The organism is Pseudoalteromonas rubra (assembly GCF_000967655.1).
GTDB classification, from domain to species: Bacteria; Pseudomonadota; Gammaproteobacteria; order Enterobacterales; family Alteromonadaceae; genus Pseudoalteromonas; species Pseudoalteromonas rubra_A.
The window spans coordinates 25199-44893 of record NZ_JXYA01000010.1 but is presented as its reverse complement, the minus strand read 5'-3'; the positions used below and the strand labels follow the sequence as shown (position 1 = coordinate 44893).

19 protein-coding genes are annotated in these 19695 nt (G+C 49.4%); 9 read left to right on the top strand and 10 right to left on the bottom strand.

Annotation, left to right across the window (positions count from 1 at the left end):
• Nucleotides 1-32 precede the first annotated feature (32 nt).
• Together TW77_RS05700 and TW77_RS05695 are read left to right on the top strand one after the other, a co-directional pair.
• Nucleotides 33-956, top strand: coding sequence for a hypothetical protein (locus tag TW77_RS05700; protein ID WP_046004004.1), 924 nt, complete (start codon nt 33-35; stop codon nt 954-956).
• A gap of 162 nt (nt 957-1118) precedes the next feature.
• Nucleotides 1119-3146 carry a methyl-accepting chemotaxis protein gene (locus TW77_RS05695; RefSeq protein ID WP_046004003.1) on the top strand — a complete coding sequence of 676 codons (2028 nt, stop codon included), beginning with the start codon at nt 1119-1121 and terminating at the stop codon, nt 3144-3146.
• Between the two features lie 11 nt (nt 3147-3157).
• Here the strand turns inward: TW77_RS05695 and TW77_RS05690 are convergent, their stop codons facing one another.
• A complete protein-coding gene (locus TW77_RS05690) occupies nt 3158-3439 on the bottom strand; it encodes a SelT/SelW/SelH family protein (protein ID WP_046004002.1) in 282 nt (93 codons plus the stop codon).
• Nucleotides 3432-4352 carry a transcriptional activator NhaR gene (gene nhaR, locus TW77_RS05685; RefSeq protein WP_046004001.1) on the bottom strand — a complete coding sequence of 307 codons (921 nt, stop codon included), beginning with the start codon at nt 4350-4352 and terminating at the stop codon, nt 3432-3434. Before nhaR ends, TW77_RS05690 begins: the two co-directional genes overlap by 8 nt.
• Before the next feature lie 138 nt (nt 4353-4490).
• Between nhaR and TW77_RS05680 the strand changes: the two genes are divergently transcribed.
• The 5 genes from TW77_RS05680 (at nt 4491) to arfB (ending at nt 9541) form a co-directional block, all read left to right on the top strand.
• Nucleotides 4491-4793, top strand: a complete 303-nt coding sequence (locus TW77_RS05680) for a hypothetical protein (protein ID WP_046004000.1) — start codon at nt 4491-4493, stop codon at nt 4791-4793.
• Between the two features lie 371 nt (nt 4794-5164).
• Nucleotides 5165-6433 carry an efflux RND transporter periplasmic adaptor subunit gene (locus TW77_RS05675; protein WP_046003999.1) on the top strand — a complete coding sequence of 423 codons (1269 nt, stop codon included), beginning with the start codon at nt 5165-5167 and terminating at the stop codon, nt 6431-6433.
• An 88-nt stretch (nt 6434-6521) separates the two neighbouring features.
• Nucleotides 6522-7850, top strand: a complete 1329-nt coding sequence (locus TW77_RS05670; RefSeq protein WP_046003998.1) for an ABC transporter permease — start codon at nt 6522-6524, stop codon at nt 7848-7850.
• 9 nt (nt 7851-7859) lie between these two features.
• A complete protein-coding gene (locus TW77_RS05665; protein WP_046003997.1) occupies nt 7860-9071 on the top strand; it encodes an FtsX-like permease family protein in 1212 nt (403 codons plus the stop codon).
• 56 nt (nt 9072-9127) lie between these two features.
• On the top strand, nt 9128-9541 hold the full coding sequence (gene arfB / locus TW77_RS05660) for an alternative ribosome rescue aminoacyl-tRNA hydrolase ArfB (RefSeq protein ID WP_046003996.1): 414 nt from the start codon (nt 9128-9130) through the stop codon (nt 9539-9541).
• Here the strand turns inward: arfB and TW77_RS05655 are convergent.
• Genes TW77_RS05655 through TW77_RS24140 form a run of 4 tightly spaced genes read right to left on the bottom strand, consistent with a single transcriptional unit; the run spans nt 9538 to nt 12861 of the window.
• Nucleotides 9538-10803: an ATP-binding protein gene (locus TW77_RS05655; protein ID WP_046003995.1), complete on the bottom strand. Its 1266-nt coding sequence runs from the start codon at nt 10801-10803 to the stop codon at nt 9538-9540. The genes arfB and TW77_RS05655 overlap by 4 nt on opposite strands.
• A gap of 6 nt (nt 10804-10809) precedes the next feature.
• Nucleotides 10810-11499, bottom strand: coding sequence for a response regulator (locus TW77_RS05650; protein ID WP_046003994.1), 690 nt, complete (start codon nt 11497-11499; stop codon nt 10810-10812).
• Nucleotides 11499-11897 (bottom strand): DUF3019 domain-containing protein, encoded by a 399-nt coding sequence (locus tag TW77_RS05645; RefSeq protein ID WP_046003993.1) that lies wholly within the window; start codon nt 11895-11897, stop codon nt 11499-11501. The genes TW77_RS05650 and TW77_RS05645 overlap by 1 nt, the downstream gene beginning before the upstream one ends.
• Entirely contained in the window at nt 11887-12861 is a 975-nt protein-coding gene (locus TW77_RS24140) for a MipA/OmpV family protein (protein ID WP_052713050.1), read from the bottom strand. Before TW77_RS24140 ends, TW77_RS05645 begins: the two co-directional genes overlap by 11 nt.
• Before the next feature lie 158 nt (nt 12862-13019).
• Between TW77_RS24140 and TW77_RS05635 the strand changes: the two genes are divergently transcribed.
• Complete coding sequence (locus TW77_RS05635; RefSeq protein ID WP_052713049.1) at nt 13020-15104, top strand: beta-propeller domain-containing protein; 2085 nt, start codon at nt 13020-13022, stop codon at nt 15102-15104.
• Nucleotides 15105-15160: 56 nt separating this feature from the next.
• Here the strand turns inward: TW77_RS05635 and TW77_RS05630 are convergent, their stop codons facing one another.
• The 4 genes from TW77_RS05630 to TW77_RS05615 form a co-directional block, all read right to left on the bottom strand.
• On the bottom strand, nt 15161-15682 hold the full coding sequence (locus TW77_RS05630) for a GNAT family N-acetyltransferase (protein ID WP_046003992.1): 522 nt from the start codon (nt 15680-15682) through the stop codon (nt 15161-15163).
• A 25-nt stretch (nt 15683-15707) separates the two neighbouring features.
• The gene (locus tag TW77_RS05625) at nt 15708-16439 is read right to left on the bottom strand and encodes a 5-oxoprolinase subunit PxpA (protein WP_046003991.1); all 732 of its coding nucleotides are present in this window, start codon (nt 16437-16439) and stop codon (nt 15708-15710) included.
• An 85-nt stretch (nt 16440-16524) separates the two neighbouring features.
• Nucleotides 16525-17322: a D-glutamate cyclase family protein gene (locus TW77_RS05620; protein ID WP_046003990.1), complete on the bottom strand. Its 798-nt coding sequence runs from the start codon at nt 17320-17322 to the stop codon at nt 16525-16527.
• A gap of 65 nt (nt 17323-17387) precedes the next feature.
• Complete coding sequence (locus TW77_RS05615; protein WP_046003989.1) at nt 17388-19172, bottom strand: glycoside hydrolase family 3 protein; 1785 nt, start codon at nt 19170-19172, stop codon at nt 17388-17390.
• Nucleotides 19173-19344: 172 nt separating this feature from the next.
• Between TW77_RS05615 and TW77_RS05610 the strand changes: the two genes are divergently transcribed.
• Complete coding sequence (locus TW77_RS05610; RefSeq protein WP_046003988.1) at nt 19345-19695, top strand: VOC family protein; 351 nt, start codon at nt 19345-19347, stop codon at nt 19693-19695.

The following is a 19695-nucleotide window of genomic DNA, read 5'->3' as shown; positions in this document are numbered from 1 at the left end:
TTGTGTAGATTGCCAGGGTTGAGAGGAAAATTATGTCACAAATAAAAACCACATTATCTTTGACTTTTTCGGTCTGTGCCCTGGGTATCGCTATCTACAGTCAAATTGCCCAGCCACCCGCGCTGGCCACTGGGCCTGATTATGCTGAGTCATCTGCGCTTCAGTCGACTCAAAATGGCTCTCATGCTGTTAGTCAAATGGGCGAAAGTGGCCCAAAGCAGGCTGAAATTCAGCAGTTAACAGAACAAATTCACTATCTTCAGGAGCGCATACTTGAGCTTGAAAACCGCGCGTATTCAACGCCTATGTCGTCTCAGTCCTTTGAAGAATCTGTGTTGGCAATTTTGGAAGAAAAAGAGCAACAAGAACGGGCCGCGCACAGAGAAAGCAACCCTGTTTATGGGTTTTATGAAGACTTACCCGACGACTATGAGATGCGCCTGAAAACCGATCCGGAATATGCGGATAAACTCAGCAGGCAGTTACAACAAACGGTGTTGAATGAGAGCTTACCTGTGATTGACCGTCTGTCGGCTATGGGCCAGTTGCAGATGAATATGTATGTACTCAATCGCACCCAAATGGACACCATGAGTTACGATACGGTAGACGCTGTTATAAAAATCAGTCGCGGTCAGTACGAGGATAAGTTACGTGTTCAGGCGTTGGATGTGGTGGCGCAAACGCCTGTGGTAGATGCGCGGATCGCGCGTTCATTGCTGGATATTGTAGAAAAGGAAAGCAACGACTATATGCGAGCAACGGCGGCGGAAGGTTTGATGTCGCAATATTATCAAGCCAATGATGAGCAATATCCGGGTCTTAAACGTCAACTGGCGAATGATATTCTGAAGCTCTACAACAATGATGTTGATAATCAGGTGTATAACCTGATGCAGCGGATGATAGGGGATGAAGAGCTGTTAGAGCAGATCCGCAAAGATGCCAATAAATAACTGGGTGCCGTTAACGGCCCCTTTTCTGCCCCGAAAATCTGCAAATTTGTTTCTAAATACCTTAAATTAGACTATTTTTGTGTTATACATATTAGCAAATAACACTAATAATTAGTGCTGTCGTCGAGTTGGGTTTAGGCGGCAGCAAAGGAAGGTATAGCCATGTTGCCGTTGCGGCTTTCCATTAAACATAAAATTACCCTGGGCTTTGGTGGGATCGGCATGTTGCTGGTCATTGCCTGCGCCCTTGCTTACTGGGCACTGTTGGAAATCCAACGCGCGAACCATAAAGTGACAGACACCGCCCAGCCAATCTTGCATGCCGCCGAGCAATTTCAGCAACAACAGCTCAGGATCAGCAATTGGATCTCTAAGGCATACAGTGCAGACGACGAAGCCAGTGTACGACAAATCCAGCAGGCGTTTAATCAGGCAGAATCCCGTGCTCAGCAGCTGCTGGCAGAACTAGAGAATCGCGCAGCAGAGAACCCGGGGTTAATGCAGCCGCTCCAGCAAGTCGCTCAGGTCCGCACATCGTTACGGGCAGATTCTGAGGCTTTGTTTACGGCACGCCTCGAACAGTTTCAGGCCGTTACCAGTATTCAACAAGGGATCAACGCCTTCTTCGAATACAGAAATGCAGCTGGCGGAGCTATGTTGGATATCGAGCTAATTGAAACCCCAGATAATCGACTGAGAGATGAGGTAGCAGGGACTGGGATCCGAATTGATGATCTACTGTTTACGTTGGAAAATAATGTCCAATCTCTTGCGCAGGTGGGACCAGATAAACTGGCCACTCACCGCGAAGATGTGGGCTTTATTGTCGATAACATCAGTGACAACCTAACCTACCTGAAGCGCCAGTCGGCTGGCTTGCCAATGGCTCCCCTGTTGCAGCAATTTGAACCTGCCTGGGCTAACATAACGCGTCAGCTTAAAACGCCCGGCACTTTGTATCAAGCTTTGGCGCGTCGTCATGCTGGGCAGAAAACGGCCATGCAGAGCTATCAAAGTGCAGAGCAGGCTTTTGCGGCATTGTTTACGCAAATAGACACCATTCAAAATCAGGCTCAGAGCCAGTTTGACCTGTATCAGCAAGAGTCTGATCAGCTCATCGAACGAGCGCAAAGTGCCGCGCTGATGCTGGTTCTGATATTTGCCGCTCTGGCGGTTGGGATTGCCATTTCCACCAGCCGTGCCATGCTCAACCCATTGGCAGCCGTCAACAAAATGCTCAGACATATCGCCAGTGGTGATTTTTCGAGACAAATTGTTAAACGCCAGGATGATGAGTTTGGCACGCTGACAGACAACATTAATCAGGTAAAGCAAAACCTCAGCAGCCTGCTGGAAGAAATAGATACACAAGTACACGACCTAAAAAGTCTGGCTGGCTCGTCGCTGGAGCGCAGTCAGACTCTTACTCGCCGGGCAACGGGGCAGGTAGAGCGCACCGACAACGCCCTGCGTATTGCATCCACCATCGCCAGTAGTGCAGTTGATGTGTCGGAGCAGTCCCAACATGGTGTGTCCGGGCTGAAGCATGCGCAGCAGCTGAACCAGGAAACGGCGCACAGTGTTATGCAAAATAAACAGAAAATCATGTCGCTGAGCGGCACCATGGCGGAGTCTGTGGGGGCAATGGAAGGGCTCAGATCGCACAGTGAGCGGATTGGCAAAATACTCGATACCATTGTGGCTATTGCGGAGCAGACCAATCTGTTGGCGCTAAACGCGGCCATTGAGGCTGCCAGAGCGGGTGAGCAAGGTCGTGGCTTTGCGGTGGTGGCTGACGAGGTTCGGCAACTGGCAATTCGCACCCAAAATGCCACCCAGGAGATCAATAAGATGATTGCGGCTTTACAAGCTGATACTCATGCAACGGCAACCCTGATCCAGAATGGCGAACAGGATGTACGGGAATGTGCTGAGCAAAGCGAAGAGTTAGCGAATAATATGGCCCAGGTGAGTGAAGCCATAGAGCAGGCTGCCGCGTTAAGTAAGCGGGTGCTCGATGCGGCAAATCACCAGGCATCGCACAGTGAAAGTATTGCCGACTTAATGAAAGAGGTGCAGGAAACAGCCGCCCGCAACTCACAGGAAATGGGCTTTATGGCCAAAGACAGTGAGTCACTGAGCGGGTTTGCAGCGCGCCTGACCCAGCTAATTGAACGCTTTAAGCTCTAGGCGCCAGTTGGCTAGTGGCCATTGTCAATGTGGCCGAGGGAGCGCCCTGGGTCTAGTTGGTCACGTACCCGGCGTTTCAATATCTTAGCTTCCGGGAAGCCACCATCGCGCTCTCGGCACCAGATCAGGGTGTCGTTATAATAAATCTTAAACACCCCTTTACTGGCAGGTGCCAGCGCCACTTCTGCTAATTCATCCGCAAAGGTAGACAGCAGCTCCTGCGCCAGCCAGCCACTGCGCAGCAACCACTGGCACAGAACACAATACTGGATCGTTATTCTGGGTTTACTCATATTGGTTCCCTGTTGTGTCATCTATGCTACGAGCATGCTGCACAAATTCCGAGTAAATGGAGTCCTTGATCAACCTGTCGGGGGTGAAGGCGTAATAATTCTGATAGACGTTTTCGATGGCTCCGATAAAGTTCACATCATAATGACGCTCGATTTCCTCACGTACAGACAAAGGCGCAGGGAATACGCCAAACCCTTGTTGCCCAAGCGCTTTCATCAAAGCGCTGTCGTCCACGTGACCCGCAACGGAGATCTCGATTTTGAGCTCATTGAGCCAATATTGAATGGCACTGGTCACCGGACTATTCTTGGCCGGCAGTATGATGGGCGTATCGGCCAGCGCCGCCGGGAAATTATCACAGGTCAGGGACTGATCTTGTTTGTTGCCGTAAAAGCCAATCTGGCTCTTGCCAATTTCGTGACAGAAAAGCTTAAACGGGGTATCACTGTCCAGAGGTTTATCCGCTAATACCAGATCCAGCTTATGGGTTGCCATTTGTGCCAGGAGCTCGGCTTGCTGGCCATCGATACAGTGCAGGTTTGAGATGCGCTCGTTATCTATCAAAGGAGCCAGCCATTTTGATACCAGAGATTTTGGCAGGGCATCAGAAATACCCACCTTGAGGGTACGGTTGATTGAGGCCAGGTCGCCTTTAGTGGTTTCGAGCCACTCCTCTGCAATGGCAAACATATCATCGGCATACTGCTGCGTAAGTTGTCCGTATTCCGTTAGCCTGAGCCCTCTGCCTTCCCTTAAAAACAAAGGTTTACCAAGGCGCTGCTCCAGACTGGTGATCTGCGCACTGATGGTCTGTGGTGTCAGGTGTAGTATTTTGCTCGCTGCGGCGATGCTGCCGTGACGGCTTACCTGCCAGAAGTAGTACAGGTGATTATAATTTATGTTCGTTATCATTCGTAATATTCGAGGTTTTGCTAAGAATTTATCAGCTTTTTTCTTTTTAAATACATTAGTAGATTAGCCTCATCGACGCAACAATATAAGTTCAATTTCCAGTAATTAACTGGCTTTGTACAAGAGGTTGATAGCATTATGAAACTAAACTTCAGAGCAACGGGCAAGCGCATTGCAGAGGCGACCAAGTCGCAACTCTCAAAGTTGGCCACCAACAAATTTATGCGTTATGCGGCCCACATTCGCAAAGTGCGCATTGATGTGGATGAGCAAGCGTGTCAGCGTCATGGCGTTTTGACTATCTGTAAAGTGGAAGTGTTATTGCCGGGATTACCCAGTGTGTCTGTTCGGGCCAAAGGCAAGAATATGATGCAGGTGATTAAACGTGCATTGCGTGACAGTGAGTTACTGCTTGCGCGTCAGTTTAACAGGGCAGCGTAGCGACTCCCCAAGCGCTGTTGCAAGCCTTTTCGACAAGTAGATAAATTATTCGACCAAACAAAGCGAAATAGGAGGTGGCGTCCAGGTTAGAATATGATTATGCAGTATTTACAGTTATTCCCAAGCACTTGCGGCGGCATGGAGGCCGCGCTTTACTCTTGCTTCCCTTCTTTTATTCCTTTATCTGTTCACTCACACATCTAGTTATGTGGCTCAATAATTAGCCTGCTAAGGTAAACAATGTACCCAAATCCAATTTGGAACCGATTAAAGTATTAATAAAATGTTTATTGATGGTGACATTTAGATTGAATTTTGCTATTTTCAGGCACTGGTATTGATCAACATTTTTATATTCAAGGACGTAGTGCATGCAGTATATCGATGATACCAGCGCTCAGGACAGCCAGCTAGAGAAAAAACACAACTACAAACTGTACTTCCTGATCATCGCTGGTCTATTTATTTCATTATATTTTGTTGTTCCTCAGCTACTTGCATGGGCAAGTGGTGAAAGTGCGGTCAGAATGGATAACATTCATGTCGCCGAAGTGCGCCGTGGTGAATTTATTCGGGATATTTCTGTTCAGGGTCGCGTAATTGCGTCACGCCGGCCAACCCTCTATAGCCCAGCAGAAGGTACGGTGACTTACCTGGTTACAGCAGGCGATTCGGTAGAGATTAACCAGCCGCTGGCTCAGATTGACAGCCCTGAGCTGAAAAGCTTGTTGGCACAGGAGCAGGCAGAGCTTACACGTCTAAAAACGCAACTTGAACGAGAAAAAATTCAGGCAAAGAAGCAGGACCTGGCGCAGGAAAACTACCTGGGTCAAGCGATAGTCGCGTTGAACGCGGCTAAACGCGAAATGCGCCGAAATGAAGAAGGTAAGAAAAACCAGGTCGTGAGCGACATAGACTATCAAAAAGCCAAAGATGAGCTGGAAAACGCACAGCGTGAGCATCGTCTGGCGGTCAAAGAGGTCGCATTACTAAAAGAGAGCCAGAAATTCGAGATCCAGACAAGGGCAATCGAATTTCAGGCACAACAGGTGCTGGTTGATGAATTACAACGCCGAGTGGCGTCACTGGAGATCCGCTCTCCGGTTAACGGTATTGTCGGTAACCTGAGTGTTGATCAAAAAAACACGGTAGCTAAGAACCAACCGTTGCTCAGCGTCGTTGACTTGTCGCACTACGAGGTTGAGGTCAATATTCCTGAAAACTATGCCGATGACCTGGCGTTAGGCATGCCAGCTCAAATTACTTTAAATGGCCGCGCCTATGAAGGCGAACTGACCGCCATTTCTCCGGAGATAGTGCGTGGTCAGGTGGAAGGTAAAATCCGCTTTAAGGAAACAGACATCACTGGACTGAGACAAAATCAGCGCCTGACCAGCCGTATTGTGCTGGAAGAAAAGTCGGGCGTTACTTATCTGCCCCGAGGCCAGTTTGTTGACGCATATAGCGGTAAATATGCTTATGTTCTGGATGAAGGCAGTGCAGTGAAAAAACCGATCAGCCTGGGGTCGAAAAGTCTGGGCCAGGTAGAGGTGCTTTCCGGGCTGGCAGTTGGTGATACAGTGATTATATCGGATACCCGGATGTTCAACAGTGCAGAGCGTGTGCGAGTTGTTCAGTAATTAAATCAATGCGATAGCACGATCTTAAGGTTGATCGTGCTGACCCGGCGCCATTTCCGGGAAATAACAAGGTGGAGGAAGCAAGCTGATGAGATATTATTTCAAACTGGCCTGGATAAGCTTCAAACAAACTCCATTATTAAGTTCCTTAATTGTGGTCACAATAGCGGTGGGTATCGCAGCCACCATGACCACTTACACCATCAATTACATGATGAATCAGGAACCAGTCCCCGGCAAAGCCGACTCGTTGTTCTTAGTCCAACTTAACAGCTGGGGCCCACAAAAAGCCTATTATAGCCAGGGCGATGAAGAGCGGGTGCCGCCTTATCTGACCTTTCAGGACATGCAAAACTTGTGGCGCGCGAACCGTGCCGAGTCCCACATTCCTGTTAGCGGTTATCGCGACCAACTGAAGCTGCCGACTCAGCCAGACTCTGAGGCAAAAACGGCGCTGGTGCGTTCCACCAGTCGCGACTTCTTTAGCGCTTTTAATGCACCCATCAAATTTGGTAGTGCCTGGTCTGAGGATGCTGATCTGCAAGGAGAGCGGGTGGCGGTGATCAGTGCAGACACGAATCAGCGACGGTTCAATGGTGAGAACTCCGTGGGCCAACACATTACACTGGGGGCACTGGAGTATCGCATAATTGGGGTCATGGATAACTGGCCTATCTTGCCTCGTTTTTATGGCGAGGCTATGCATGCATTTCGCAAACCCAGAGACGTCTTTATCCCGTTTGAGACCCAAGTACGTAACGCCCTGTGGTCGTCAAATTTGCAGCCATTTGAATGCTGGCAAGACCCACAAGACAGCTCGTTTGAAGCCCTGCTAGCTTCTGAGTGTGTTTGGGTTTACTTTTGGGTTGAATTAAAGGATGCCAGCCAGCGCCGTGCTTACGAGGAATTCCTCTATACCTATGTCCAGGAGCAACGCGCGCTGGGGCGGTTTCAGCGCAAAATTCTCAACAAGCTGAGCACTCCAGGTGAGTATCTTGCCGATCGCGAAGCTATTTCTGATGATAACCTGGTGGCACTGGGCTTATCACTGTGCTTTTTATTGTTGTGCTTACTGAACAGCACCAATCTGATGATGGCTAAGTTTCATGGTAAGGCCAGCGAAATTGGTTTGCGCCGTGCGGTCGGTGCAAGTAAGCAGCAGGTATTTGTTCAGTTTAGTGTAGAAACTGTGTTGATGGGCCTGTTTGGTGGGGTGCTAGGCCTGTTGCTTGCTCAGCTGGGGCTGACTTTATGTAGCCGGGTTTATCAGCATCTGAGCAGTGATTTAATGCACATGGATATGTATATCCTGGTTATGACGCCTTTGGTGGCGGTTTCCGTTAGTGTGCTTTTTGGGCTGCTTCCCGTTTTTCGTGCCAGCCGGATAGAGCCTGCCAGTCAGCTTAACGGTGTGTAAGGGGCCATTATGCGAGACTTGTTACCCATTCTCAAGACGTTAAATCACAGCCGCACTGCGCCTGTGTTGTTTATCCTGCAAATCGCCGTGACCTTTATGATTTTGGTCAATGCAGCCTATCTGGCGGTTGAAAAGCAAAGCTTGTTATCCCGCCCCAGTGGTCTGGATGAGCAGAACACGTTTTACGTCCTCACTAATTTACCGGGTGATACACAAGCCAGAGCGTCGCAAATTGAACAAGATTTGCAGGCATTAAAGGGGTTGTCCGGGGTTGAGACTGCCTCTGTTACCTCCGGGGTGCCACTGAGCGGTTGGGGCAGCTTCCTGGAAGTGGCAACCCAGGCGGAGGGGGATTACGATACCTTCAGTGGCTACTACGGCGGTGATGCTGCACTGCTGGAAACCATGGGGCTGGAGCTGGTCGCTGGTGAAAGGTTTGCCCAGACACCGCAATATGCCGAAACAGACGGGTTTCGAGTGGCGACCGAGATCATCATTACACAAGCCCTTGCTCAATCACTGTATCCTGATGACTGGCGCCAGGTCGTGGGTAAAACAATTTATATCGACAAGCGCCCTCAGCAAGTTCGAGGCGTGGTCAAAACATTGCAGGCTGCGTGGAGCTTTTGGGTGGTTGTTGAGCACAGTGTGCTGGCGCCTGTGATAGAGACCAGTGAATATGTGTATTATCTGGTGCGTCATGTTCCGGGTCAGCAAGCCCAGGCAACGGCCAATACTTTGGATTATCTGATGCGTTTGCATGGACGCAAAATCGAAGAATTCATGTCGTTTGAACAAGTCAAAGCGCAAAGTTATCAGGCTGAGTATGCCGCGAGCATGACCTTATTGTGGGTAGTTGCTTGCCTGTCTTTGGTTACGGCTTTGGGCATATTTGGCCAGGCACGTTTTGCGGTGATCCGGCGACGTCGGCAAATTGGGATCCGTCGTGCACTTGGCGCACAGCAAGGGCAGATAGTGGGCTACTTTATGCTTGAAAATGCGCTACTAACCGCAGTTGGCGTTGGAGTAGGCTGTATTGCGGCCATCTTACTGAATGTGCAATTTAGCAACTGGTTTGAGTTGGCCACCGTGCCTGTGGACTTTTTTGTCATTGGTGGTGTGTGTATGGTGCTGTTAGGGCAGGTTGCTACCCTGGCACCAGCGTGTCGGGCTGCCAGAGTGTCTCCGGCGATTGCAAGTCGTCTGGGTGAGGCCAGATAGACGAATGCACGTGCAACTTGTTATGATAGCACTGAGAAAGGCAAACCGTAGTCACTATGTTAAAGCTATCAAACAATGTCGAATTAGCGGCATGGGAAATTGAACTGTCGGCGATCCGTTCGCAAGGGGCGGGTGGTCAGAATGTCAACAAGGTGGCTTCTGCCATTCATCTTAGGTTTGATATCCAACGCTCTACTTTACCCTCATTTTATAAAGAACGTTTGCTGGCGCTGCAAGACAGTCGTATCAGCAAAGAGGGCGTGATTGTGATTAAAGCACAGAGCTTTCGCACTCAGGAACAAAACCGTGAAGATGCGTTGGCCCGGTTGAAAGCCTTGATCCTCAGTGCAATAAAAGTAGAAAAAGCGCGCCGGGCAACCAAGCCCACTCGCAGCTCACAGCGCAAACGTCTCGACAGCAAAAATAAACGAGCTCAGACTAAAGCAATGCGTGGTGCCGTTAAGTTTTAACCGTGCTTACTCTGCGACACAAGCGGCAGCTGCACAGTAAAGCAGGCTCCGCCCAGCTCAGAGTCGTTAATCTCGCAACTGGTATTGTGCCAGGAGAGAATTTTGCTGACGATAGCCAGACCTAAACCAAATCCACCGGTTTCTTTATTGCGGCTTTTATCCAGTCTGGAAAACGGCTGAAACACTTGCTCCCGTTTTGACTCTGGAATGCCGGGACCATCGTCTTCTACTGTAAACACCGCCATGTTCTGCCGCTGCTCGAGGCTGATGCGAATGGTGCTTTGGCCATATTTGTCGGCGTTTTGCAGTAGGTTTTGAATGACGCGGGTTAACTGATGAGGGTCGCACATAACCAAGGTATCGTTGATGGTGTTGGTGATCAGCTGTTTGTCGGTTGTGCGTGTCAGTTTTTCAAGCTGGTCCAGTATCAGAGGAGCCAGATTGCATTGCTGCATATGCAACTGCTGATTGGCAAACTCAAGTCGGGCATAGCTGAGCATCTCATCAATCAGCACCTCCATTTCCGTCACGTCCTCTTCCATAGCGGCTACCTGTTCAGGCGCTTTGGGTGCCAACATAGCCAGTGCAAATTTCAAACGTGCGAGCGGTGTTCTTAGCTCGTGGGAGACAGCATTCACCAGCTGTTTTTGGTTGCTCATCAGACTGGCTGTTTTTAGTGCCATGCGTTCAATTTGCTGCGTCAATGTGTAAATGGCTGAAAAGCGAGATCGGCTTGTTGTCAGGTCAAGTGACCCGGAAGCCAGCTTCTCGGACGTGCGTTTCAATTGGACCAGATCAATCCAGAGCGGTCTCAACCAGATGACCAGTAACAATGCCAGCACTGAGTAGGAAAGAAACTTGATGGTGTATTGTTTTAATTCGGCAGATTGTGCTGGTGCAAACGGACCAAGCTGGGCAACAGACATCCCATTGTTGGTCATAAATAGCAGCAGCGCATTCCCCGTATCATCAAAAGAGGTGATGATCTCGCCTTGTCTGAGCGCGGTCAGTTGCTCGGGCAGCCAGGCAACATCTTCATAAGGAAATACGGTCAATTGTGTTTGCGTACTGAGGAACGATTCGAACTCGTCTTCTTTAATGTAGCTGAGTGCTTGTTTATATTGCCCGGCAACCAAAGTGGCGTGTCGCAGGTCATCGGGTGCTTGGTCAACCCAGTTGCGCCAGATTGCCTCGCTGCCTAAATTAATGGCAATAATACTGGCGAACACCACAATATAAAGGCTAACAAGCAATCGCAGCATAATGCCTCAGTCCCAGGCGGATTTTGAGCATAAATACCCTTTCCCCCAAACCGTGATCAGTCTGTAGGGTTGTTCAAGGTTGTCATTGAGTTTTTTACGCAATCGTGAGATCCGTACATCGACGCTACGATCCAGCCCATCATAGGGTCGGCCAACAACCTGGTTATAAATATGTTCGCGGCTGAGCGTATCGCCTGCGTGTCTGGCAAGCTCCCACAGTAGATCAAATTCATAACTCGTCAGATCAATTTCCTGTTCGCTCAGATAGGTCTTGCGGGCCGCTTTATCTATCCGTAATTGTCCCAGTGTCAGTTGATCTGTGCTGTCAGTTTGTTTGCCTTGACGACGCAAAAGTGCATTTAGCCTGGCAAGTAACACATAAGGCTCTACAGGCTTGATGACATAGTCATCAGCACCAATTTCCAGACCTCTGACATGATCAAAGTCACTGTCTTTGGCTGTCAAAAACAGCACCGGCCCCTGGTAGTCGGGTCTAATTCGGCGGCAAATTTCAAAGCCATCCAGGTTTGGCAGCATAATGTCCAGGATCACCACATCAGGTTGCTCTTGGACGATTTTCTCCGGTGCCAGTGCGCCATCATGGATCACAGTCACAGCGTAATTGTTACTTTGTAAAAACTGTCCTGTCAGCTGAGCCAGCCTCTCATCATCTTCTACTAATATGACTTTGATCATTAGAATAAACTCCAATCTGTTTTAAGTTTCCTGCGATACTTAGTGCTGACGACAGCATTGACTTTAATGGTTTTTTTAGCAAGTGTGTTTTTGTGTGGATCTTTGAGGCTAAATTCCATATTTTGTGCAAGCTTGACGGCTAGTTTTACGCTTCCTTGCTGGCTGTTTTTCCAACAATGCAGCTGAGTATCTGACTGGTATAGGCAAAGGTTTTCTGATTCGCTGTGATGCCAGTTCACTCGGATGGTCATCTGACAGGTTTGTCCTTGTGTTTTTACCATACAAACCTGAGGTTTTATCTCAAACAGGGGTGGCGGCTCAGATTTAGCCTGCACTGTCTGCGAGCACCACATCAGTGCCCCTATAGACAAGCTATGCAGAGCAAGGTTAAAACGCATACAAGCCTCCGATGAAGACTGAGGTTGTGTAGCCTTCGTCGACAATTGGGCTGTTTGCTATGCTTGAACCGAGCCATTGATGCTTTGCCGTGAATTTAAATTGCCAGCTTTCGCTTAACCTGTGATTATAAGCTATGCCCACATAAGGGTTAAAAGTACTATCTACCTGGTAGCGATAATGTGTAAGTTCAGTATCTCTTTGTGTAATCCCATAGTAATAGCTCCCCAGTTTCGCGTCTTTGTAATCGACTCCGAGCTTTAACTGCAGCTGGGCATATTTAGGCGTACCAAATGGTAATTTATAGCTGTATTCTAATGAGCTGTGAAAGCCCTTATAGATGCCACGTACATCATGCAGTAACCGCACCCTCAACTTGTGTTGTTCAGAGATATACCAGTGTGCCAGTATACCGCTGTCGATAGCCCATTTACGCTTGGCCAGGTCATCAAAGGTTAAAGAAGGCGGCTGTATCTCTTTCGGTTCTAGATCTAACTCTGTAACCGGCACTTGTACACTAACGTCATTGGGTAAGTTGACGTTATCATCTCCACTGACTTCACCTGACGTGGGCACCTCTATTTGTGGTAAGTTGACTCGTTCATTGAGATCCGGGGATAGCGTGTTGGCGCGCAGCACTGTGCCTGGTCGGGAGCGGCTAAAGAAAGCTTGCTCTGAGTTAAGCTCAGCAATCCAGCTTACATCAAATGCCTGGTGGTCATAGAATGTGTAACCAATCGCGGTATTATCGAGAAAAAAGCGATCGCCGTAGTAGCGCACATATGGCAACACAATCAATGGAGAATGATCGCCATCTTTCAAGGGGTTGGTTGCGACACCGGCGCCCAATGCCACGGAAAACTCCCATTGTGACACCTCAATGCAATTCTCCGGTTGGGAGTCACAGTTGGCCATTGCCATACTGCTAAACAACACTGAGCCAATCACACCCGACAGACGTTTCACTTTACCCACTCCCTATTTTAAACATGTGTACTTTACCAATAAAATTACCAATTACCAGAAAGAGTTACATTAAATAACATTTCCACTGGCTGGAATAACAGCAAGGCTTTGGTATTTGAGTAAAGTTAGATACATACTTAACCCCAAGGAGACAACCAATGTTATATTCTACCCAGCTGAAGCTAGGTGTAGCGGCGCTTACTTTATCTTTACTCGGTGCATGTGGCTCAGGGAGTGATACGAATACTTCCTCTCAGGACCCGGGTAATGGAGGATCGCAAACACCGTCCGACAAAGTACCTGATTTAACCACGGGTGAGGCAAGCGCGAAAAAACTGCGTAAGGCAAGTGCCGCGGATTTTGCAACTTATCTCAAGAATGGCATTTACCTGGCACAAGGAGCGACCACTCCTCAGGATAGTGGCGATCAGGTGAGTACGCCGGAGGCCGATGGAGCCACGCCAGCGTATTCAACCACCAATGTGCAGGAGCAAGCGGTGGATGAAAGTGACAGAGTGAAATACGACGGTGCGCACTTATATATTGCTAATACCGTTGATTTTCAGGCCGCACAGGGGGAGCACAAGCAGTCTGTTCGCATCTTGAAGCGTGAAGAAAATGGCGCACTTGGACCATTAACCACTTTAATCACCAGTTCAGATTTTTACGCAAAACAGCAATTGTATCTGCAGGAGAATAACCTGGCTGCCGTGCTCAGCAATGACCGGGGTGGGTTTATGGTGGAGCCCTTACTAACGGCTGAGATAGCCGTAGATGCAACATCTATACCTTTCTTAGGTTCCCAGGACTTTGCGCTGACCCTGGTTGATGTCAAAGACCCTTCACAGGCTCAAGTCACCCATCAGTTTCGCTTTGATGGCGAGCTGGTTGATTCACGGGTCATCGGTAACTCGCTTTATTTGATCAGCGAATTCTCTGCCAGTTTTACGGGGTTTGAACAAGAGGGTGAGGATCTGGATGTCATTAATTACCAAAAAATAACTGAGACAGATATCACTGAACTGCTGCCTAAAGTGACCAACATTAAAGCCGGCACCGAGCGCTTATTGGTCGACCCGGCGACTTGCTATATGCCAGACAATGCATCCAATTTGCATGGATATCATCACATTACATCTGTGACTCGCGTGTCACTCAACGACCCCGATTCATTGACCACGACCTGTATCGCGAGTAGAACCGAAGGGATCTACATGTCAGAGAATAATGTCTATCTTTATGGATATTATTATGATTCTGAGGAAGCCTCGTTTGATGACGCAACTCAGACAGTGATCCACCAGTTTAATTTGGGAGAACAGGCGGTCAGCTACACTGTGTCTGGCAAAGTGGCCGGTCACTTGGGGCGCAGCAATCACAACTTAAGGTTCAGTGAGCATGCTGGGGTATTGCGTGTGGTGACGACCCGCTTTACCGAGGCAAACGGTATGTTGCACAGGCTTTACCTGCTGGAAAAGCAAGATGAAAGCCTGGCGGTGGTTGCTCAGTTACCCAATCAGACGCGCACCACGCCAATCGGAAAAGTTTCTGACAATGGGCTGGTAGAAGAGGATATCTATGCGGTGCGCTTTTTTGCTGATAAAGCCTATATTGTCACGTTTCGCCAGATAGACCCTTTGTATGTGCTGGATCTCAGTGACAAGAGCGACCCTAAGATCGCCGGTGCACTGGAGATCCCCGGTTATTCTGCGTATCTCCACCCTGTGTCTGAACAGTTACTCATAGGTATTGGTCAGAACGTGCAAAACTGGTTTCTCGACGGGCCTTTGGATAACGAGGATGACTTTGGCGCCAAAGTCAGTTTGTTCGATGTCAGTGATATGAGTGCGCCTTCACTGGTTGATGAAAAAGTGTTTAGTGGCGGGTTCAGTCCGGTTGAGTTTGACTATCACGCATTTAGCTACATCAAACACAGCGATGAGGTGTTCAGGATGACGCTGCCCGTGGAAAGCTGGCTGACTGAGAATGACAGTGAAAGCTCCGTGAGCTGGTACAGGCGCAATGAGCTGGCCGCATTTGAAGTACATACAGGCGAAACGCCCAAGTTACTGTATATCGGCAGTAGTACGGCTGAGCAGCAACCAGACGCCGACACATCGCAATATTTCTGGGCTGGCGACGACAGAGGTATTTTGCATGATGAACATATTTACTATGTGCACGGTAACTTTGTCTGGTCAAGCTTGTGGCAATCGCCACAGGATACCAGCGGGCCTTTCTAAGAAGCGCTTTTAACGGCCACGCAGCTGGCATTGAATGCTGGCTGCGTTACCACTGCTTAGTGGGGAGTGATTAAGCCAAGCTTTTGATCATGGCACCACTGTTCACCGATCCGGTAGTTATCCCTGAGCGTGCCCTCATGCTCAAATCCAAGCCTGGTTAGCAAGTTGAAAGAGGCCTCGTTACCCTCTGTTACGGTGGCTGTCAGCTTGTGGTAACCACACTGATTAAACGCAAAATCAATCACTGCGCGGGTTGATTCTTTGGCGTATCCTTTACCCTGATGCTCAGGGGTGAGCATAAAACCAAGCTCCGCTTGTTGGTAAGGCAACCAGCTCGACAAAAAACCATGCAAACCGACAGGCTCACCGGTGTCTTTTTCTTCAATAAGCAAAGTCAGCCACGCCTTGCTCTCTTTATGCCAGTCGATAAGGCGGCCGTCAAATTGCTCACGGATATGGCTTTGCTCAGAGAGGTCGCTGATAAAACGCATCACCTGAGGGTACAGGTGGAGGCGGAGAAAAAATGGCCAGTCCTGTTGGGTGAGCGGCCTGAGGCGCAGCCGGGAGGTTTCAATCATAGTTTATTCCTTTTGATACCAAGTGCTATTGGGTTTTGAGTAAGGTTTTAATGGCAACAATTTGCTTAATGCTGTCCATGTTGTCGCCATGGACACAGAGCGTATCTGCTTTTAGTGGCAAAGCCTGACCACTGGCCGTGGTGACTGTACCGTGCGCCAACAATTGCTTTACCTGTGCCAGTACACTGGCTTCGTTGTGAACGGCATTTGGCAGGCTTCGCGCACTGAGTTGCCCTTCGTCTGTATACAGTCTGTCTGCAAAGGCTTCAAACAGTAACTCGACCCCGAACTGTGATGCAAGGCGTGCATGCTCTGCTTGCTGGGCCGTTGCCAGCAACATGAGTTTTAGCGGAGCCGGATAGTCAGACAGGGTTTTGAGCACCTGAAGGAGGATTGCTTCATCACGCATCATGTCGTTATACAGTGCGCCGTGGGGTTTTACATAACTCAGCGCCATACCCTGTACCCGAGCCATGCCATCCAGTGCGGCAATTTGGTAATGCAGGGTGTTTCTAAGTTCGGTGTCGCTCAAGGCCATGGAGCGACGTCCAAATCCTTGCAGGTCGGGGTAACCGGGATGTGCACCGATGCCGACTTCATGTGCTTTGGCTAGTGAGAGTGTGGTTGCCATAACGGTGGGGTCGCCGGCATGAAAGCCACAGGCAATGTTAGCCAGGTCAATATGGGGCATCACCTGGCTGTCCAGGCCCATTTTCCAGGCACCAAAGCTCTCCCCCAGGTCACAATTTAACAGCATAGACTGCTCTTCTGTTGGATTTTTTCAGACCTTAACACGGATTGAAGCGCAAGGGTTAGAACGACACGTTTAAAGAAAGCAGGTCTCAGTCAATCACCAGACTGAGATCAGCCTTGTCTGTGACCAACAAATGCTGTGGGCTATTGATAATACACAACTCAGGCGCAGCCCGGGTGATGGCCAGGTGAGCCGTTAAACTGGTCGTCCAGAACACCGGGAGTTTAGGCGCAGCAAAGGCAATAGGCTCACCAAAGTTTGGCTTGCCGAGGTTTTTTATCCCTATCTCGCCCGGCTCGCCGAAATGGACCGGGATACCGTGTGGCACCCGGCTTACCGAACCTGCCTGAATGGCTTTGATTAACTCCTGTTTTTGCATTGGGCGCATGCAAACCACTTTATTGCCACCAAACGGACCTACCGGATTACTTTCGAGGTGACTGATATACATAGGTAGTGAGTGTGTGGGATTAGCCAGCGGACTTGGAATACCAAAGGAGTTGAGCACGGTATCAAAGGCCAGATAACTGGCCAGCGCAAAGATAACAAAGTCGTCACGCCATAAATGGGTGATATCAGACACTTCTTCCGTGAGCTGGCCGTGTTTGAGAATGCGGTAACGGGGCACATCTGTGCGTATATCGATATTCTGGCCCAGTTGATCCAGGTGATAGCTCCCCGGCGCAATGCTGGTGGCAAGCAAAGGACAGCAGTCTGCGTTGTGTTGACAATAAGTCTGAAATTCAAATGCATTGGCCTCGGGCAGGATTAAAATATCACACTGGGCAAAGCCGGGTACAAAGCCGTTGGTGGGGCCGGAATAATCTCCGGCCCGGATCATGGCGCGAATGGCATTGGGAGCAGTGAGTGATGCCTTTGGGTCCATACATGTCCTCATCAGGTAACAGGTGGATTCAACAACACCTCACTCAATATTATAGGCCGGTGGTGCTATTCTGCTTGTTTGTTTACGCTGACAGGCAGTTTACCTTTGGCCTTTTCCTGGCCCATAATGACTTTGGCAAGTGCGGTGTAGGCAGGCCCACTGACTTCCTGCGTCGTTTCAACATCAACATTATAGGCATAGCTTGCCAGCACCGCCTGGCTGTAGGGGGCAAACCGGGTTGTTTCATAAGGGGCGCGCAAACTAATAAACAGGGTAGATTTTTGTTGCGATTGAGCAAAGCTCAGCAGCTCCTCCAGGGCATCTGGCTGGGCACGGGCCGCCAATGAGAATTGTGCCAGCGTTGCAACATCCTCCATACCGCCAATTTCTACCGCGCTTTGTGCAGGCGTCGCGTGACCGGCAATGATCCAGTCCGCTTTTGTTATGTCAGCTCTGGCCTGCGCGGGGTTAAACCCTTGCAAGCTCGACAGCGTGATGGTGAGCGGGTGAGCAGTGTGAGCCTGCAGAGCTTGCTTAAGTGCTGTGGCTTTTTGTTTGTCTGGCATGATCAGGTGAATGCGCTGATTGGCGTGAATTGCCAGTGGCAGCAGGTTATCATTTTTCACCTCTGTGATGGCTGCCAGCGCCAGCTCAGCTTCCAGCTTGCGGTGTTGAGGGTTACCCAACACAGATTGCGCAATCGGTGCAGACAGGTGACGCTTAGGCGGCAAAAAGCGGGCCTTGAGTGCCTGTATTCTCTGCGCTGATTTTCGCAGCTCGGAGATATCAAGCTGGCTTGAGGCTTGCTGGTACAGCTTCGCCATAAACGCTCTGAATGCCTGGATGTCCTGCGTGCTGCGAACAGCGAAGGGCATCAGAGCAATGTCTACGCCTGCCGCAAAGGTTTCAATGACGGCCTGCTCGGGCTCAAAAAAGTCGCTGATCCCGGCCATATCCAGCGCATCTGTGATGGTGACACCCTGATATTCCAGCTCACCTCTGAGTAAGTCGTGCATAATTTTGCGCGACATTGTGGCCGGGCGAAGCATTTTTTCGCCGTGTTTGTTGACTATCTGGGTCTCGTCCAGTGCAGGATACTGGATGTGTGCGGTCATTATCATGCCCGGCGTTTGTTGTTTGATGATGGTGGCAAAGGGCGCGATGTCTTGCTGGTGGATTTGGCTCAGAGCATGGCTTACGCGTGGTAAACCGGTGTGACTGTCAACATTGGTATCGCCGTGGCCTGGAAAGTGCTTTATGGCAGAGATCACTCCCTGTTGCTCGAACGCTTTGACTTGCGCAGCGCCCAGTTTGGCAACCATATGCGGATCTTCACCAAAAGAGCGGACATTAATAACCGGGTTATCCGGGTTGGCATTAACATCAACGGTGGGCGCAAAATTAACATTGATCCCAAGTACCGCCAGTTCTTTGCCTATGACCGACGCAACCTGATGCGCATAGTGTGTGCCATGTTCGGCATAGCTGGCGCCAATACTCATATTACCGGTAAAGGATGTGGCTTCTGAGCGATTAATTCTGGCAACCCGGCCACCTTCCTGATCAATGGCAATAAAGGGCGGTTGCGCCGTTGCGCTATGCAATTGTTCAGTTAGTGTCACAATTTGTTCAACGTCCTGAACGTTTTCAGCAAATAAAATCACACCGCCAATCTGGTATTCATGTAGCAGCGCTTTTAATTCCGGCGGCAGAGTCGTCATGGGCGTGCGGCACTGAGCGCCTTTGCCTTGCTGACAAAAGTATCGTAAATCGAGCATCAGCTTTTGCCCTATCAGGGCGCGTAAATCAGCAGCAGGCTGAGCATTGATACTCGGTGTTGTGAGGGTCATGAGCAAACCTATTAACGTGAAGCGAAACAAGGTATTCATTATAAATATGCTATTTTTTCTGGCACTCTATCATGCCACAGCGCTAAGATGGAGCCAATTCAGTTCAAACGGTTGTCGGATATAGCAAGAGCCGGTGAACGTCTGTTGAATATAAAAAATAAAAGGAAAGACTATGACACACCACACTCTGAACTATGTTGAATTTGCCGCAGCGGATTTAGCGGCGACACAAACTTTCTTTGAATCTGTGTTTGGCTGGCAGTTTCAGTCATATGGCCCCGAATATGTGGCGTTCAGCGAATCAGGCCTGGAAGGCGGCTTTTTTCTGAGCGATGTGGCGGCCAGTCAGGCACAAGGTGCGCCATTGCTGGTCCTATACAGCGATGACCTGGAGCAAACACAGCAGGCCATAGAGCAGGCCGGTGCCACCATTAACAAAGCAATATTTAGCTTTCCCGGTGGCAGACGGTTCCATTTTATTGAGCCCAGCGGCAATGAACTGGCGGTATGGAGCGATAAATGA

Coding starts and splice junctions, on each gene's coding strand:
- TW77_RS05700 (WP_046004004.1), top strand. CDS start 33: ATGTCACAAATAAAAACCACATTATCTTTGACTTTTTCGGTCTGTGCC.
- TW77_RS05695 (WP_046004003.1), top strand. CDS start 1,119: ATGTTGCCGTTGCGGCTTTCCATTAAACATAAAATTACCCTGGGCTTT.
- TW77_RS05690 (WP_046004002.1), bottom strand. CDS start 3,439: ATGAGTAAACCCAGAATAACGATCCAGTATTGTGTTCTGTGCCAGTGG.
- nhaR (WP_046004001.1), bottom strand. CDS start 4,352: ATGATAACGAACATAAATTATAATCACCTGTACTACTTCTGGCAGGTA.
- TW77_RS05680 (WP_046004000.1), top strand. CDS start 4,491: ATGAAACTAAACTTCAGAGCAACGGGCAAGCGCATTGCAGAGGCGACC.
- TW77_RS05675 (WP_046003999.1), top strand. CDS start 5,165: ATGCAGTATATCGATGATACCAGCGCTCAGGACAGCCAGCTAGAGAAA.
- TW77_RS05670 (WP_046003998.1), top strand. CDS start 6,522: ATGAGATATTATTTCAAACTGGCCTGGATAAGCTTCAAACAAACTCCA.
- TW77_RS05665 (WP_046003997.1), top strand. CDS start 7,860: ATGCGAGACTTGTTACCCATTCTCAAGACGTTAAATCACAGCCGCACT.
- arfB (WP_046003996.1), top strand. CDS start 9,128: ATGTTAAAGCTATCAAACAATGTCGAATTAGCGGCATGGGAAATTGAA.
- TW77_RS05655 (WP_046003995.1), bottom strand. CDS start 10,803: ATGCTGCGATTGCTTGTTAGCCTTTATATTGTGGTGTTCGCCAGTATT.
- TW77_RS05650 (WP_046003994.1), bottom strand. CDS start 11,499: ATGATCAAAGTCATATTAGTAGAAGATGATGAGAGGCTGGCTCAGCTG.
- TW77_RS05645 (WP_046003993.1), bottom strand. CDS start 11,897: ATGCGTTTTAACCTTGCTCTGCATAGCTTGTCTATAGGGGCACTGATG.
- TW77_RS05635 (WP_052713049.1), top strand. CDS start 13,020: ATGTTATATTCTACCCAGCTGAAGCTAGGTGTAGCGGCGCTTACTTTA.
- TW77_RS05630 (WP_046003992.1), bottom strand. CDS start 15,682: ATGATTGAAACCTCCCGGCTGCGCCTCAGGCCGCTCACCCAACAGGAC.
- TW77_RS05625 (WP_046003991.1), bottom strand. CDS start 16,439: ATGCTGTTAAATTGTGACCTGGGGGAGAGCTTTGGTGCCTGGAAAATG.
- TW77_RS05620 (WP_046003990.1), bottom strand. CDS start 17,322: ATGGACCCAAAGGCATCACTCACTGCTCCCAATGCCATTCGCGCCATG.
- TW77_RS05615 (WP_046003989.1), bottom strand. CDS start 19,172: ATGACCCTCACAACACCGAGTATCAATGCTCAGCCTGCTGCTGATTTA.
- TW77_RS05610 (WP_046003988.1), top strand. CDS start 19,345: ATGACACACCACACTCTGAACTATGTTGAATTTGCCGCAGCGGATTTA.